The organism is Microcoleus sp. B6-A1 (genome assembly GCF_036705085.1).
GTDB lineage: Bacteria > Cyanobacteriota > Cyanobacteriia > Cyanobacteriales > Microcoleaceae > Microcoleus.
Map to the genome: position 1 here is coordinate 60,800 of NZ_JAUBTU010000021.1, position 16,108 is coordinate 76,907.

13 protein-coding genes and 1 pseudogene are annotated in these 16,108 nt (G+C 45.2%); 9 read left to right on the plus strand and 5 right to left on the minus strand.

Annotated elements, in window-relative coordinates; genetic code table 11:
* Positions 1 to 82: 82 nt before the first annotated feature.
* From QUB11_RS10150 to psbM, 3 genes are all read left to right on the plus strand, one after another.
* Positions 83 to 1,927, plus strand: coding sequence for a TolC family protein (locus QUB11_RS10150; RefSeq protein WP_333390409.1), 1,845 nt, complete (start codon positions 83 to 85; stop codon positions 1,925 to 1,927).
* Positions 1,928 to 2,075: 148 nt separating this feature from the next.
* Positions 2,076 to 2,372: a 2Fe-2S iron-sulfur cluster-binding protein gene (locus tag QUB11_RS10155; protein WP_006631487.1), complete on the plus strand. Its 297-nt coding sequence runs from the start codon at positions 2,076 to 2,078 to the stop codon at positions 2,370 to 2,372.
* Positions 2,373 to 2,668: 296 nt separating this feature from the next.
* Entirely contained in the window at positions 2,669 to 2,782 is a 114-nt protein-coding gene (gene psbM, locus QUB11_RS10160; protein WP_015177760.1) for a photosystem II reaction center protein PsbM, read from the plus strand.
* Positions 2,783 to 3,027: 245 nt separating this feature from the next.
* Here psbM and QUB11_RS10165 read toward each other — a convergent pair whose 3' ends face one another.
* Entirely contained in the window at positions 3,028 to 3,879 is an 852-nt protein-coding gene (locus QUB11_RS10165; protein WP_333390412.1) for a universal stress protein, read from the minus strand.
* Positions 3,880 to 4,434: 555 nt separating this feature from the next.
* On the opposite strand from QUB11_RS10165, the gene QUB11_RS10170 reads away from it, so the two are divergent.
* The 3 genes from QUB11_RS10170 to QUB11_RS10180 all read left to right on the plus strand — a co-directional run bounded on the left by QUB11_RS10170 (position 4,435) and on the right by QUB11_RS10180 (position 7,802).
* Positions 4,435 to 4,929, plus strand: a complete 495-nt coding sequence (locus QUB11_RS10170) for a thioesterase family protein (protein ID WP_333390415.1) — start codon at positions 4,435 to 4,437, stop codon at positions 4,927 to 4,929.
* A 178-nt stretch (positions 4,930 to 5,107) separates the two neighbouring features.
* Positions 5,108 to 6,256, plus strand: a complete 1,149-nt coding sequence (locus tag QUB11_RS10175; RefSeq protein ID WP_333390418.1) for a homocitrate synthase/isopropylmalate synthase family protein — start codon at positions 5,108 to 5,110, stop codon at positions 6,254 to 6,256.
* A gap of 82 nt (positions 6,257 to 6,338) precedes the next feature.
* Positions 6,339 to 7,802 carry an MFS transporter gene (locus QUB11_RS10180; RefSeq protein WP_333390420.1) on the plus strand — a complete coding sequence of 488 codons (1,464 nt, stop codon included), beginning with the start codon at positions 6,339 to 6,341 and terminating at the stop codon, positions 7,800 to 7,802.
* A gap of 44 nt (positions 7,803 to 7,846) precedes the next feature.
* On the opposite strand, the pseudogene QUB11_RS10185 reads toward QUB11_RS10180, so the two are convergent.
* Positions 7,847 to 8,107, minus strand: a pseudogene (locus QUB11_RS10185) (SufE family protein); the annotation flags it as partial.
* Between the two features lie 243 nt (positions 8,108 to 8,350).
* On the opposite strand from QUB11_RS10185, the gene QUB11_RS10190 reads away from it, so the two are divergent.
* Positions 8,351 to 11,344 (plus strand): right-handed parallel beta-helix repeat-containing protein, encoded by a 2,994-nt coding sequence (locus QUB11_RS10190; protein ID WP_333390422.1) that lies wholly within the window; start codon positions 8,351 to 8,353, stop codon positions 11,342 to 11,344.
* Between the two features lie 182 nt (positions 11,345 to 11,526).
* Here the strand turns inward: QUB11_RS10190 and QUB11_RS10195 are convergent, their stop codons facing one another.
* The 3 genes from QUB11_RS10195 to QUB11_RS10205 all read right to left on the minus strand — a co-directional run bounded on the left by QUB11_RS10195 (position 11,527) and on the right by QUB11_RS10205 (position 13,918).
* Complete coding sequence (locus QUB11_RS10195) at positions 11,527 to 12,483, minus strand: DUF6282 family protein (RefSeq protein ID WP_333390425.1); 957 nt, start codon at positions 12,481 to 12,483, stop codon at positions 11,527 to 11,529.
* A gap of 68 nt (positions 12,484 to 12,551) precedes the next feature.
* Positions 12,552 to 13,457: an alpha/beta hydrolase gene (locus QUB11_RS10200; RefSeq protein ID WP_333390428.1), complete on the minus strand. Its 906-nt coding sequence runs from the start codon at positions 13,455 to 13,457 to the stop codon at positions 12,552 to 12,554.
* 14 nt (positions 13,458 to 13,471) lie between these two features.
* Positions 13,472 to 13,918 (minus strand): SufE family protein, encoded by a 447-nt coding sequence (locus QUB11_RS10205; RefSeq protein ID WP_333390431.1) that lies wholly within the window; start codon positions 13,916 to 13,918, stop codon positions 13,472 to 13,474.
* A gap of 196 nt (positions 13,919 to 14,114) precedes the next feature.
* Here QUB11_RS10205 and QUB11_RS10210 point away from each other — a divergent pair, with 196 nt between their 5' ends.
* Entirely contained in the window at positions 14,115 to 15,113 is a 999-nt protein-coding gene (locus tag QUB11_RS10210) for an iron ABC transporter permease (RefSeq protein WP_333202617.1), read from the plus strand.
* Positions 15,114 to 15,223: 110 nt separating this feature from the next.
* Positions 15,224 to 16,009, plus strand: coding sequence for an ABC transporter ATP-binding protein (locus QUB11_RS10215; protein ID WP_333202619.1), 786 nt, complete (start codon positions 15,224 to 15,226; stop codon positions 16,007 to 16,009).
* Positions 16,010 to 16,108: the final 99 nt, after the last annotated feature.

Sequence of the window (16,108 nt, forward strand, 5' to 3'; positions counted from 1 at the left end):
GAGTTCAGGCTACAGACTAGAAACTTGAGACCTCAATCTTGCTCTAAAATTGTCTCTAGAATTGCAGAGTAATTAAAAAATTATGCGTGTTTTTCGTCAAATCATGGTAGTCGGAGTGGGCGCTGCAATTACTTTGGGCAACGCCGCACAGAGTGCTTCAGCACAGTCTCCGGCTCAATCTCAGGACAGTTTGGCCCGCTTCAATCAGCTCGAATTAGGGCCCAATGTTCGATCGGCCTCGAACAAAGCGGCAGAATCAGCATCACAGGCCGAAGAGTCGATCGCCCTTAACCCCCCAACCGGGCCGGAGCAAGCATCAAAGCCTCAACAGGCTGCTCCGGCTTCCCCATCAACTCTGTCTCAGGCCGGTTCAACGCCTCTAAGAGGGTTGGAACCGACACAGACTCAGCAGCCTTCCCCGAACCCTCCCAACAATGTTCCTGTGCCGAGTTCCCCGGTACCAATTCTCCGGGGCACTCCGAACGAAAGTTTCCCCCCTCTCCCTCCGAGGGGCATTTTAGACACCAAGCCTCCGGCTTCTCTGGAACCCAACCCGAATCCGCTGCTGTTTCCGACAAACCCGGAGGATGTCAGGATCGAGCAAACAGAGTCAATTACCTTGCAGCAGGCGATCGACCTCGCCCGCCGCAACAGCCAAGTTTTGCAAATCGCCGGACAGCAAGTGGAACAAAGCAGATCCGCTTTGCGCGAACAGCAAGCTGCTCTTTATCCAGACCTGAATTTTCAAATGGACGCCAGCCGTTCTGTGAGTGCCGGCGGAGAACTCGGAATCCGGGCTACGCAGCGCCGCCTCAACTCTCGGGCTAACGGAACCGGGCAGCCCGCCCCCCAAGCCGGCACAAATTTCGGCAGCAACAGTCTCAACAGCACTTTGCAGTTGAGCTATGACGTGGATTTGTTCGGAAGGCGGCGGGCTAACATCCGCGCGGCAGAGGAACAGTTGCGCCTTCGGGAACTGGATGTGGAACGCCAAGCCGAGGAACTCCGCTTCGACACTGCTGAGGCTTACTACAACTTGCAAAACGCGGACGGACAAGTTGCCATCCGCCAAGCTTCGGTCAGAAATGCCCAGCAAAGTTTGCGGGATGCCGAAGCCCTGGAACGGGCAGGGGTGGGAACCCGGTTTGCTGTGTTGCAGGCTCAGGCAAATTTGGCTAACGAAGTGCAACAACTCTCAGTTGCCCGTCGCGATCAGCGAGTTGCCCAGCGGCGTCTGGCTGAGATTTTGAATATCAGCCAGTCGGCGAACTTGACGGCGGCAGATCCGGTAGAGCAAGCGGGCTCTTGGAGGCTGTCTTTGGAAGAGAGTATCGTGCAGGCTTTTAAGAATCGCCCCGAGTTGGAACAGCAGTTGGTGCAGAGGGATATCAGCAAGCAGCAGAGGCGATCGATTCAGGCGGGGCGTTTGCCTCAACTAAGTGTTGGGGGTAGTTACAACGTGCTGGGACAAGACCCTGACGACCCCAACCCGTTTGCTACTCGTGGGTGGGCCGATGGGTATTCGATCCGGGCGAGTCTGACTTGGAGTATTTTCGATGGGGGCGCGGCGAACGCCCGGGTGAAACAGCGGGATGCTGATATTGCGATCGCCGAAAGTCGATTTGACCAACTCCGCAACCAGGTGCGCCGGGAAGTAGAACAAGCTTATTTTGGCTTAGAGTCGAGTTTTGAGAATATCGAAACTTCTGAGGCGGGGGTTTTGCAGTCAAGGGAAGCTCTGCGTCTGGCGAGACTGCGGTTTCAAGCTGGCGTGGGTACTCAGACGGATGTGATTCAGGCGGAAACTGATTTGACTAGGGCTGAGAGAAACCGATTGTCGGCAATTGTCACCTACAACCTGGGGCTTTCGTCTCTCCAGCGGGCTGTGAGCAATCTTCCGACGAATAACCTCTCGGATGCTCCTTGAGATTGAGTTGGGGCGATTCCCTACGGGAGAGCTACGCACGCGCGTCCTTTAATCACAAAGGCAATTAGACATCGGGGTATTAAACGTCCGACACATTAGTTAATATTTTGTAATAGAGTTCGATGTCAACTGCGTTAAGGAATCGGCAATGGCCAATATCAAGTTTGTGAAGGAAAATCAGGAAGTCATCGCAGCAGACGGGGCCAATTTGAGGCTCAAAGCTCTAGAAAACCGCATCGATTTGTACACGTTTTCGGGAAAGCTCATGAATTGCGGGGGCATTGGTCAATGCGGCACCTGCATTGTGGAAATTGTCGAGGGCAGTGAAAATCTGTCGCCCCGCACTGACTTTGAGAACCGCAAGCTCAAGAAAAAGCCCGAAAACTATCGGTTGGCTTGTCAAGCTATGGTCAATGGCCAGGTGAGCGTGAAGACTAAACCGTGACTTTCAGAAGGCAGAAGGCTAGAGATGCTAGAAAAGCAGAAGGAAAGAAAAATGCAAAATGCAATAATTTTGTTTTTTTTTCCTATTTCACTGTATAATCACGCCTTTTGCTCGCTTAGGAAAAGAAAGTTGGTTTCTAGGAAAAATAAGAGATTGGGCAACGAGGCATCCAGGCAGAAAGAGGGTTTCGACGCTTGTCCGTCAGCTCTCCTTCTGTCTTCGAGTTTGCCTTTTACCTTTGAGTGATATCCTAGTTGTGTGTGTTTTTCTATTTTCCGATAGAGGCGAGCGTCTTCATGGAAGTTAACGATTTAGGGTTTGTGGCAACCATTCTTTTTGTATTGGTTCCCAGTGTTTTTCTAATCATTCTGTACATTCAAACAGCTAGCCGTCAAGGCAGAAAAGATTAGCAACTGCTGCTATTTCTCTCTGGCTTTGCTGCTTGCAAAAAAAAGCGCCAACAGCTTTTTGCTGAGGCGCTTTTTTGGTTAACTGTTGAGTGTTATATCATTTCCGGTAACACTCATACATGATGTTGACTGTTGACGGTTGACTGTTGACGGCGTGAACAGTCAACCGTCAACAGTGAACTCGAATTTACTATTCCGATGAAGAGTGGATTTGATATTAGCGACTAACTGTTAACTATGAGATTCTAGCCGACTGTGCGGGCTAGCAAGACGGGACAGTTGGCATAAACTCGCACGTAGTCTGATAGCGAATTTCCTAGGAGTCGATCGATATCCACAAAGTTTTTGGCAACGTTGGGTCGCCGATCCGGGGAACCGATTACCAACAAGTCGGCATTCAAGTCGTCTGCAATCCGACAAATTTCTTCCCCTGGCTTGCCTGTAGCACTCACGCAGCGGTAGCTAACTCCCATTTGTTTGGTTAGTGCTACTGCTGGGGCCAATACGGGGTCTTTTTCAGCACTGGTTGTTAAATCTGTGCTGGCTTTTCCCGTCAAATCTTTGGTGACGTGTACTAAAATTATCTCTGGGCCACTGACTTCTTTGACCAAAGATAGCGCAAGCTGCAATGACTGTTTGGCAGCTTCTGATTTGTCTACCGCCACCATGACTCGCTTGATTTTTTTGACGTAGATGTCGTCTTTTACTAACAACATCGGTCGGGATGTTAGCTGGAAAACGTACTGGCTGACTGAGTTTTCCAAAATCGATTGCAGCCGTCCGAGTCCCCGGGAACCCATAATTACTAAGTCGGATTGTTCTTCTTCTGCGATTTGGCAAACTGTGGTTTTCGGGTCTCCCTGTTTCAGCCGGGGGTTGACTTTGCTGGGATCTATTTTCAGAGACTGGACTGCTTGTGCTAAAATCTTGCCTCCTTCTTCGAGTTTCTCGGCCATGCCATCGGATGTTACTTGGGGCGGCACGACGTGCAAGACGGTGACAGAGGTTTGTTGCAAGGAAGGGATGTCCATCAACATATTAAACATCTCTTCGCACAAGCCGCGACCGGCGACGGCTACTAAAATTTTTTCTATCATGGGGTTTTGGCGGTAAAAACAGTTGAGTTTTCTTGTGCGACGTTAAACTAGGGCGTTGGTACTGATACTTTTAATCCAGACAATCTCCGACAACCTGAGAGAATCCGAATATAGCACACTCATCAGACAGGTCTCAGAGCATGGTGGTATCCCACAAAGCTTTAAGGAAAATCCCTAAAGCGCTACTCAAACTTGGTGTTTTCTAACCACAGTTGGGGCCTTGAAAAATTTTAGAGCCACCTAACTTTTATGGCTCTAACCGTATTTTGCACAAATCAAGGAGGTGTATTCTTCACTGGTTTTGACCAACCTCGAACCGCAAGGATTACAGAGATGCTCTCAAGCGAAAGCTTGAGATAAGTGAGAGAAAGTCCAAGTCATCATTACTGATGGTTTTATGCAGGCTACTTCAGTCTACACCAATTGTCATGAGTATTACCTAAAAGTCTCGGAAAATATCATCCTAGCAATTACTCTAGTTGCTTACTGTCAAGCATAAGCCTGAAGTTTGTCTTATGATTTGTAGAAATGTAGCGTTTTGGAACGATTTGTAAAGTGTTAGAGAACGATCGAACTCAACCAGAACTCGCACCGGCTGGTGCTATTCAAAATCGGCGGGGGATGGACTCTGAGGGCTGGTTTGAATATTTGGTGCGAGTGTACCCTCACCATACTGACTACAGCGGTGTGGTTTGGCACGGGACTTATCTGGCTTGGATGGAGGAAGCTAGGGTGGAAAGTTTGCGATCTCTTGGCATCGAGTATGCAGACTGGGTGGCGCAGGGTTTGGAATTGCCCGTGGTGGAACTTTCGCTGCGCTACCACCGGGCTGTACAAATGGGTCAATCTGTGGCAGTCAGAACGCGGATCGCTGCTACCGAGGGTGTGCGGCTGCTTTGGGATTACGAAATTCGATCGGCTGATACTCAGGAGTTATATGTGACAGCACAGGTAACTTTGGTTGGTGTCGATCGGGACAAAGGTAAGATTATGCGTCAATTACCCCCAACAGTGCAGGCAGCTTTGGCAAAGTTGGCGATCAACCCTTAGACTTATCTATTACATCTCCCCAATAACTTTTGTGGAGCAGGCATCCTGGCGGCATTCCACTGTATTATTTGGAGATATCTATTGGGGGTCATGGCTCAAGTTTGTATAAGGTATTGTACCCTCGGCGATGCCAGCCCCTTTTTCAAGATTTTGTTAGTATTTAAATCGCTCGTAGATTATGATTAAAATTCTTGATTCTACCTTGAGAGAGGGAGAACAAACCCCTGGAGTTTATTTCGCACCTGAAACAAAGTTAAAAATTGCGGAGTTTTTAGACCACATAGGAGTTGATATTATTGAAGCTGGCAATCCTGCTGTAGATAGCGAAATTGCTTTAGCCGTTACCCGCATTGCCAATGCTGGACTAAAAGCAAAAATAGGCGCTCATTCGCTCTGCCGAATAGATGATGTTAAAAAAGCCCTGGATTGTAATGTCAGCTTTTTAGGCGTGTTTTTTAGTGTATCCTCTCAACGATTGCAATGCGACTATAATATCTGTTTAGATGAAGCCCTAGATAAAATTGTGGAAGTAATAACTTATGCTAGAGAGCAGAATGAGAGTTTATTGATTCGCTATACGCCGGAAGATACAGTTCGCTCTCCTCTGAAAAATGTGATTGAGGCCGCTAGTGCAGCAGTGCAGGCTGGAGCTAATATAATCAGCATAGCTGATACCACTGGATATACAACCCCATTTCAACAAAAACGTAGTATTTATTATTTTGTCAAAGTCCTGAAGGAGGAACTAGCCAAACGAGAATTATATCCACAAATAGAAGTTCATTGCCACAACGACAGAGGTTTAGCTTTAGCAAATGCCTTGGATGCCTACAGAGCGGGAACAGATATTATTGATGTCAGCGTGATGGGACTAGGGGAAAGAGCTGGTATAGTGGATTTGGCTGAGTTACTAATAAATTTATCCGACCTTATTGAGGAGGAAAACTTTTGGAAACTAGGATATTTGAAAGATTTGTATAATTTGGTAAGCGAGTATTCTCATGTACCTATTTCTCCTCATCACCCTGCCGTCGGGAAAAATGCTTTTACCCATTATGCAGGTGTTCACGTTACGGCAATGGCAAAAAATGAGCGCCTATATCAAAGTTTAAATCCAGAAATTTTGGGAATTAAAAGTAGTATAGCATTAGGGATGCAATCCGGATTGACTGCTGTAGAATTAGCTCTAAAGCAGATTGGCAGAGAGGAACTGGCTGAAAACAAATATTTAGTAGCTAAGATTCTTAAAGAAATCAAAGAAATTGCTAAAAGAGGAACCCCAATCGATATCGAGAAAGAATTTATAGAAATTATTGAGAATTGCTAATTGACAGTAGCACCTACTAAGTGAAAAATGCTATAGTTTGGATGACTTCAGAATAATACCAACCTCTCCATAGATAGTAATAATGTCAATAACCCCAGCAGAAAACTCTAACGAATTAAGGCCAGAAGAGAAGAAAATACCTGAAAAATGGTGGACTACAGTTGGTATTGGTATTGGTGTATTCATTTTTGCTTTGGATGTGTATATAGTTAACTTGGCTTTGCCAGTTATGGTTGAATCTCTCCATACGAGTTTTGCCACGAGTCAATGGATAGTTTTAAGTTACTTGCTGGCAATCGCCATATTTGTAATATTGGTATCAAAACTAGGTGATATCTGGAACAAGAAGCGATTGTACATTATTGGCTTAACAATCTTTACGATCAGTTCACTATTGTGTGGAATGGCGCCAAATGTCGGGTTTTTAATAGCGTTTCGAGGATTGCAAGGAATAGGTGCTGCGTTTTTATCTGGCTTGGGAACTGCGATGATTGTGGAGGCATTTCCCGCGGCAGAGCGGGGACTGGGACTAGGTATTAGAGCGGGAATTTACGGAATGGGGATTACCTTGGGGCCTATGGTAGGAGGACTGCTGATGAGTGTGGGAGGCTGGCCTTTAATTTTCTGGGTGAATGTTCCGATTGGGATTTTTGCCATTTTGATTGTGGCTTGTTTTGTACCGAATTCTGCGATTAGTGGAAACCCCGAAAACTTTGATATCATCGGTACGCTGATATTGACCGTAGTCTTAACTTCTTTTATTCTTGGCATTACCCTATTACAGAAGGGTAATTCTCATATTGCCATAAATTTGCTGGGTTTTTCTGTCGTCAGCTTGATTGGCTTTTTATGGTTTGAATCCCGAATAGCAGCACCAATGATCGATTTTAAAATATTTCGATCCCTAGAGTTTAGCCTGGGCTTAACGCTACGTTTTATTGCAAATTTCGTGATCGCAGGTGTCATCTTCATCCTTCCTTTTTTCTTCACCTTCCTTGAACACTATTCGACTCAAAAATCAGGTTTTTTAATGGTAGTACCGTCACTTTTGATTGTGACTACTGCGCCTATTTCGGGTATTCTTTCCGACCGTTTTGGCACGCAGGTAATTACTTTAATGGGTCTAGTATTTATGGCAATTGGATGTTTTTTAATCAGCAGATTTGATACTGAATTAACAGTCATCAAGTATATTTTGGGGATTATTCCCTATGGGGTAGGAGTGGCGATGTTCAACTCTCCTAACAATAGCTCTATTATGGGAGCCGCACCAAAAGAGCGATTAGGTATTGCTTCGGGATTGTTGTCATTTTCGCGGATCTTAGGGCAGATGCTGGGAGTACCAATAGTAGGTGCTTTGTTCTTCTTTACCACAAGTTTTAGCGCTAATTTTGCACCGAACATCGATATTAGCAATGCGCCTGTACAAGCATTACTTTTTGCTACACATACTACTTTTTTAGTGCTTGGGGTTTTATTAATGGTTTCGACAATGTTTGCCACTTTCTTGTGGAGGATAGAGAATAAAAAAGCTGCTATCCTATAAAAATCATTGGCTGTTGATTTTAGTGAAGATTTTTCAGGCTTAATTCAGTTCTGATTGCTCACTTCCCTAGATTCCCGCGCTTTCTTTTTCATTTGAAAAATGTTGTAAAATCCGTTAGCACGGGAAGCTCTAAAACTCACATTCAATCCCGTGTCTTGAATAAAATCTGGGGTAATGGTGACAATTTCAGCAGGCGTTAATCCGCTCAAACCTTCCACAAGCAAGCCAACTAATCCTTTGACTAACTGAGCGTCTAAATTGCCTTGATACAAAACTTTTCCGTCTGCCAAATTTGCAGTAATATAAACTGCTGACTCAGCATATCGAGATTATTCCTGATATTGTCGATTTGCTGCATTAATCGGAATTGCAGGGTGCGCTGCACCTTACCTGTAAACAAAAGGTATTTGTAAAGAAATATAAATTGTTCAACCAAGTGAATAGAGACTTGCAAGTTGTGATAGCTTTGAGTAAGATAGGGATTTGTTGAAGTCCATTTTTTGGGCAAGGATCAAGATTACTCAATTTATATCAATTAGATAAAACAAATGCAAGCATTACTTTTATTCATAGGATTTGGAGGCGGGGCATTAGTCTGCTGGCTAATTTTGAATAAGCGAAATTCACGCAATTTGGTGCGAATGCAGGGTTCGCAGGAGGCTATATCGAATTTGGCTGCTCAGTTGGATGCCCGAACTTCGGAATTGCGGCAAAAGGTGCAGAATGAAAATCAGCTAAATTCTGAATTGTCCGAGTTGCAAAGTCGGTTGGAAACTGTGACGGGCGAGCAAGACTTGTTAAAAAATCAAGTGTCGGAAATGGAAGAATTTTTGGCCGGAATTGCCCAGGATCGATCGCAGATTGATGCTCTGATTGCTGATTTGCAGTTTCAGCTAGAAAATGCTCAACAAGCTGAGTCCCAGTTAACAGAAGTGGCAGAACTTAAAGATCAGTTAGAAGTTGCGGATCAGGAGCGATCGCAGCTTAACACTCAATTGCTGGAAATGCAAGCACAGTTAGAGGCGGTTGATGCCGAACGTTCTCAATTTCACGCTCTGCTGTCGGAATTTGAGAGTCAGTTGGAAACGGCTACTCAAAGCAGATTGCAGGTACAGTACCAGTTGTCGGAAATTCAAATTAAGTTCGATCGCTCCATTGAAGAGCGGCAGCAACTTCAGTCTCAACTGTCCGGTTTGCAAGCTCAACTGCAATTAGTCGAAGCAGAGCGATCGCAATTTACTTCGGAATTGTCAGATATACAAGCTCAATTGGAGAGTGCAGAGCAAGAACGCGAAATACTCAACTCTCAATTGCAAACCGCTAGCCAACAAGCACAGCAACCTCCATTGGAATTATTAGAACTGCAAAGACAGTTAGAAGCAGCTAATCTGGAAAAAATGCAGTTAAACTCTCAACTTCGTGAAGTACAACTTCAATCCGAAATGGTTGTTGTAGAGCGAGAAAGACTGCTGTATGAGTTGTCAGAATTGGAGTCTCAGATACAGCGCAAGGAGGGAGATAGCTCGCAACTCCAGTCTCAGTTATCAGAACTGCAAGCTGAATTAGAAACTGCTAACACAGAACGATCGCACCTTTATTCTCAACTGTCCCAATTGCAAAGTCAAATCGAGACAGCAAACCAGATCCCAACTCAACTTCAATCTCAAATCTCGGAGTTAGAACACCAGTTAGATAGTGTGCGTCAAACTCGCTCTGAATTGGAAGTTCAGCTAGAAACTGCTAACACAGAACGATCGCAACTTTATTCTCAACTCTCGGAAATTCAAAGTCAAACCGAGACAGCCCACCAGAATCAAACTCAACTTCAATCTCAAATCTCCGAGTTAGAGCAACAGTTAGAAAGTGTGCGTCAAAATCGCTCGGAATTGGAATCTCAACTCACTTCTCAAATCTCCCAATTGCAAAGTCAAGCCGAAACAGCCAATCAGAATCAAAATCAACTTCAATCTCAAATATCCGAGTTAGAACACCAGTTAGAAAGTGTGCATCAAAGTCGCTCTGAATTGGAATCTCAGCTCACTTCTCAAATCTCGGAATCCCAAAGTCAAATCGAGACTGCCAATCAGAATCAAAATCAACTTCAATCTCAAGTATCGGATTTAGAAAATCAGTTAGAAAGTGTGCGTCAAACTCGCTCTGAATTAGAATTTCAGCTAGAGACTGCTAACACCGAACGATCGCAACTTTATTCTAAAATCTCGGAATTGCAAAGTCAAATCGAGACAGCTAACCAGAATCAAACTCAACTTCAATCTCAAGTATCCGACTTAGAAAATCAGTTAGAGAGTGTGCGTCAAAATCGCTATGAATTGGAAGCTCAACTCACTTCTCAACTCTCGCAATTGCAAAGTCAAATTGAGACAGCCAATCAGAATCAAACTCAACTTCAATCTCAAGTATCCGACTTAGAAAATCAGTTAGAAAGTGTGCGTCAAAGTCGCTCGGAATTGGAAGCTCAGCTCACTTCTCAACTCTCCCAATTGCAAAGTCAAACCGAGACAGCCAATCAGAATCAAACTCAACTTCAATCTCAAGTATCCGACTTAGAAAATCAGTTAGAAAGTGTTCGTCAAAGTCGCTCTGAATTGGCATCTGGGCTAGAAACTGCTAACAGAGAACGATCGCACCTTTATTCTCAACTGTCGGAAACTCAAAGTCAAATCGAGACAGCAAACCAGAATCAAGCTCAACTTCTATCTCAAGTATGCGAGTTAGAACATCAGCTAGAGACAGTTTATCAAGAACGCTTGCAGCTAACATCGCAACTTTCCGAAGCGGGCGATCGACAATCGGAGCATTTTGACTCGGAATCAGGGCAAATTGAAGCATCTACTTCAGATACCAAAGTTTTGAAGAGTCAAGGATTTGTTGTTTCTCAGCAGGGTCAAGGCGATTATACTACTATTAGCGAAGCGCTGAAAAATGCAGCACCGGGCACGCGCATTGAGGTGCATCCAGGCGTTTACCGCGAAAGTCTAATTATCGACAAATCGGTAGAAATTATCGGCAGCGGAGAGGTTGATCGCATTGTGGTTGAAAGTATCAACTCAAACTGCATTAAAATGGCAACTGACAGTGCTTTAGTGCGCGGTTTAACCCTGAGAGCGACGGGGAAATATTACACTGTAGATATTCGCAAAGGCGAGTTAATCGTAGAAGACAGCGATATCACTTCTGCGGACTATTCTGTGGTGGGAATTTGCGGCCCTGATGCAAATTCTACCCTCCGCCGCAGTCAAATTCATGATGGGGTATGGAACGGAATTTTTATATCGGATAATGGGAAAGCAACGGTGGAAGATTGCAGTATTTTTGACAACGGCAGTTTGGGAATAGGTGTCGGATTGGGAGGAAAATTGATCGTGCGCCGGTGTCGGATTAATGGTAATGAAGGTGAGGCGATCGCCGTTTACAGAGATGGCATTGCTACCGTGGAAGATAGCGATTTAACGGGCAATGCTGGGGGTGCTTGGCGCATTGCAGATAACGGATACCTGCGCCGCAAAGGCAATCAAGAATAGAAGAGGGAAGTTCGGCAACGGATTATGTAACGGATGTAACGGATGTAACGGATGTAACGGATGTCAGGAAGAAGGAAGAAGGCAGAAGGAAGAGGGAAGAGGGAAGAAGGAAGAGAAAAGAGGGAAGAGAATTCCCAATTAGCGGTTCCCAATCCCCGATTGCCAATTACCAATTACTCATTCTAAATGCCTAACAATCGAGCTGGATTGTGTTTCATCATTAAATCAATTTCGTGCGGAGAAATGCCTTGATTTATCAATTTTTCCACAAATAATTTGTAACCTTCCGCCGGCAAAGGATCTGGTTTCCTTCCTAAATCCGTGCTCATCACAAAATGCTCTGCTCCTATTAGTTTAATCGCTGCTGCCATTTTACTAATAGGAACTTGATGCCAGTTTTTGTGTCCGTCATCAGCGGCATTTTCTCCCATCAAATCGTTCACAAATGCGAGTTCTAAGAAAGCTCCCATCTTGGCGGCTGTTTGCATATTTTCTAGGGATAAACCGGGTACATCCGCCATTGCGTGGGTAATCAGGATGTTCTTAATGTTGAGCAGTTTGGCTTCAGCTACAACTGCCATCACTTCTTCTGAGGAAATATGACCAGTTTCCAATACCAAATTCTCTTTGGCTACCATCTTCAACACCGCTGCTGTTTCCGGTAAAACCTTGCCATTTTCCGCAACTTTAATCCCTATTCCCGACTTATGAAAAACCTGCAAGTGATGCTCAGCATCAACCGTTGGCAGCCACACTACTTTACCGTATTTGCCACCGATGCGGTGCATTGCTTCGACAGCTTGGGGATTAATGCCGCCGACAGCATGATTGAGAACAACTCCCCCGAAAACTTGGATTTCTGGTACTATTTTATTCACCAAAACTGCCCGCGCTGCTGTGCTGGCATAATAATTTTTCAATACAACAGCTTTCATCTTCGCCCTAGCAGCTAATTTCGCTACTTCAAAATCGTCTAACCTGCGCGGAATCACATCAGGAGAAGAATGAATGTGAAAGTCGATCGCACCTTCGATCGTACTCTTTGGCAAATTGACCATCGGCGAATCTCCGACAGCATAAACTGGCAGACAAAACCAATAGCAAACCATCCAAACTAACGTTAAAAAAACAGCTTGCATTCCTCCCCTCTTCCCTTCTCCCCTCTGCGTTCTCTGCGCCCTCTGCGGTTCATCCCCTCTTAATCCTCTCAAATAAAAGATTGAATCGCATTTGCCAAAGCTTCTGCATTCTCTTCGTGCATACCCAAAGAACCAGGAATAACTCGCGATTCTACACCCGGTAATTCCGTTAATGCTTCCATTTCAGCCTTTGATTTTGGCGGCGCATTTTCAGCAATTACAACCATCACCGGCACTGCTAACTGTTGAAAATTATCGGTAAATTCCGATCGCACTTTTGCCGGATCTAAACCACCAGTCACAAAGGCAGCGGAACCGTACCGAGCACCGGGTTTTTGCGTCACTTGCCATTTGCTTTGGATGAAATCGGGCGTGACTTTAGCTGCATCAACATAGACGTGGCGACGGTACATAAAACTCAGGAAAGACGGCGCAGTGTTTAGTTTGTAGAGGAATTGTCCCAGTAAGGGCGATCGTACTAATTCTCTCACGATTCCATGCCACCCGCTTTGCTGTTTGCTCATCGTCGGCAAAGGCCCGCGCCAAGTCGGCGCAGCTAACACAATCTTTGACCAAACATGGGGCTTGGATTGCGCTAATTGCATCACATAACCCGCAGCGTGACCTGCCGCAACTACAGCAACCGGACTATTAAAAATTGACTCAACAAAATCCTTGAGAAATTGATGGTATAATTGCGGTTGATAGTCGGTTCGCGGCCGATCAGAGTCGCCAAAACCCGGCCAATCTAAGCTCACAACTTGAAATTTAGGAGCTAAGAATTCTGCTAAAGGACGCATTTCTTCTCGCGTCGAAACCGTACTGAAAGCAGGCAGCAGCAATACAGGATTTCCCTGTCCTCTGGTTTCGTAAATAACTTTGATTTGCGTTTCTTGCCAATTCCAGAGATATTCTTGAACTGCGGCGGGATAGTTGCCAGAACCTGATTTTGTTAAATTTGTAGTTTGAGTCATGGCTGTTTATTCTTTTAATTTGCTTCTGCTTGCTTGCTCAATTCACAAGCAACTGCCTTATTTTTCATCATTTGAAAGATGTTGTAAAATCCGTTAGCGCGGGAAGGTGTCAGACTCACATTCAATCCCGTGTCTTGAATAAAATCTGGGGTAATGGTAACAATTTCAGCAGGCGTTAATCCGCTCAAACCTTCCACCAGCAAGCCAACTAATCCTTTGACTAACTGAGCGTCTGAATCGCCTTGATACAAAACTTTTCCGTCAGCCAAATTTGCAGTAACATAAACTTGCGACACGCAGCCAGAAACTTTGTTTTCCGGCAGTTTGTCGCTTTCGGGAAATGCTGGGAGTCGCTTGGCATACCACAGCAGTTGTTCGTAGCGCTGTTTCGGATCGGAATGTCGCTGAAAGCGCTGGACGATTTTAGCTAGGGCTGGGGGTAGCGCGGTGTTTGCGGACATGATTCACTCGTAGCGATTTACTTCGTTAATATTATACATTTAATTTTGCCGGCGGGTGCGATCGCCTGCTCATCTGCTCCCACTGAAGCCGTCTTCAGGTGAATCGGTTATTGTTATTGTAGTTAACGAGTTCGAGCGTTCAAAACAGAGGAAATATGGTATTTAGTGCGGTCAATCAAGATTGTGGTGGAATGTAGTGAATCTCCAAAAAATCTGGCTAAAATATCGAGTTTTTCAGGCAGTTGTATTCTTAGGATTTGGTTTGCTATTAACCATCGCCCTTTCGCTTTCTTTTGGTGCGGTGCCGATGAGTGCCGATCAATTGTGGCAAGCATTTCTGCACCGAGGTGATGCTGTCAATCAAACTATTTTGTGGGAATTGCGTTTGCCCAGAGTTGCGGCTGCGCTGACGGTTGGTGCGGCGTTAGGAATGTCGGGGGCGTTGCTGCAAGGTTTGCTCCGCAACGGTTTAGCCGATCCTTTTGTATTAGGAATTTCGGCGGGTGCGGGGTTGGTTGCGATTACCATGCTGACTTTGGGAATATTTCAAACTTGGGTGCCTTTGGCGGCTTGGATAGGTGCTATTTTAACTTCGATGCTGGTCTACTTTTTGGGAAAAACTAAAACGGGCATTTCTGTTGAACGTTTGGTTTTAGCTGGTGTGGCTGTGAGCTCTCTGTTTGGGGCAATACAAACTACACTGTTGCTGTTAGCTGAAGACAGCCGCTTGCAAGCTGCTTTGAATTGGTTAATCGGTAGTTTAAACGGTCGCGGTTGGTCGGATTTGCAGGTGGCTGCACCTTATATTTTGGCTGCTTTGCTGTTAGGATGTTTTTTGGGTCGATCGATAAATTTGCTGGCTTTGGGTGACGATTTAGCTGTTGGTTTGGGGGTTTCGCTGGTACGATCGCGCTTGTTGATTGGAGGTGTTGCTACTTTGCTAGCTGCGAGTGCTGTCAGCATCGGCGGATTGATTGGTTTTGTGGGATTGGTTGTGCCTCACGGGGTGCGTTTGTTGGTTGGTAATGATTATCGGTTTGTGTTGCCGCTGAGTGCGATCGGCGGTGCTTGGGTGTTGACTTTTGCTGATTTTTTGGCTCGTTTGGGTGCAGTAGAATTGCCTGTGGGTACGGTTACGGCTTTGTTGGGTTCTCCACTGTTTGTTTGGCTGCTTTATCGGCGTTCTAGTTATTAGTCATTAGTCATTAGTTATTAGTCATCAGTCATTAGTTATTAGTAACCAATGCCCCATGCCCAATGCCCCATGCCCCATGCCCATTCCCAATTACCCATTACCAAAATATAATGTCTTTAGAAATTCAAAATTTAACTGGTGGTTACGGCGAAGTTGCGATCGCCCACAACATCACTTTATCTTTGCAACCTGGTGAGTGGTTGAGTCTCATCGGTGCCAACGGTTCTGGTAAGTCTACTTTCTTGAAGTTAGTTAGCCGCATCCTAACTCCGCAGCAAGGAAGTGTGTTGCTTGACGGCAAAGCAATTCATACTGAACCTGCTGCAATTGTTGCTCAAAAATTAGCGATTTTGCCGCAGCAGCAAACAGTACCGGAAGGTTTGACAGTACGGCAATTAGTTAGTTTGGGGCGTTCTCCTCATCAGGGTTGGTGGCAGTGGGAATTGAGCAAGGAAGATGCAGAAAAGGTGGAGGTTGCTATCAGTCAGACTGGGATTGAGGAATTTCGCGATCGCCCCGTCGAACAACTCTCAGGAGGCGAACGCCAGCGCGCTTTTCTCGCCTTAGCTTTGGCTCAAAACCCGCAAGTTTTGCTGTTAGATGAACCTACTACTTATTTAGATATTTGCTATCAGTTGCAATTGTTAGAACTGCTTAATCAACTAAATATAAAACACAAATTGACGATTATTACGGTGCTGCATGAAATCAATTTAGCTGCTAGGTACAGTTCGCGGATTGCTATGTTAAATAAAGGAGAAGTTTTTTGTGTAGGAACTCCTGCACAAGTTTTAACTACTGATAATTTAGCTCAGATTTTTGGCGTAGAAGCTATCATTTTAGAAACTTCTGTAGGCTTGCAGATTTGTGCGATCGCTCCTGTTGTTCGCACTTAGTTTCGATCCCCCTAAATCCCCCTGGTTGTTGGGGAGTAGGGGTTGACTTTAAGAAGAATCTTGTTCCCCCCTCCGGCGGGGGGCTAGGGGGGATCGATT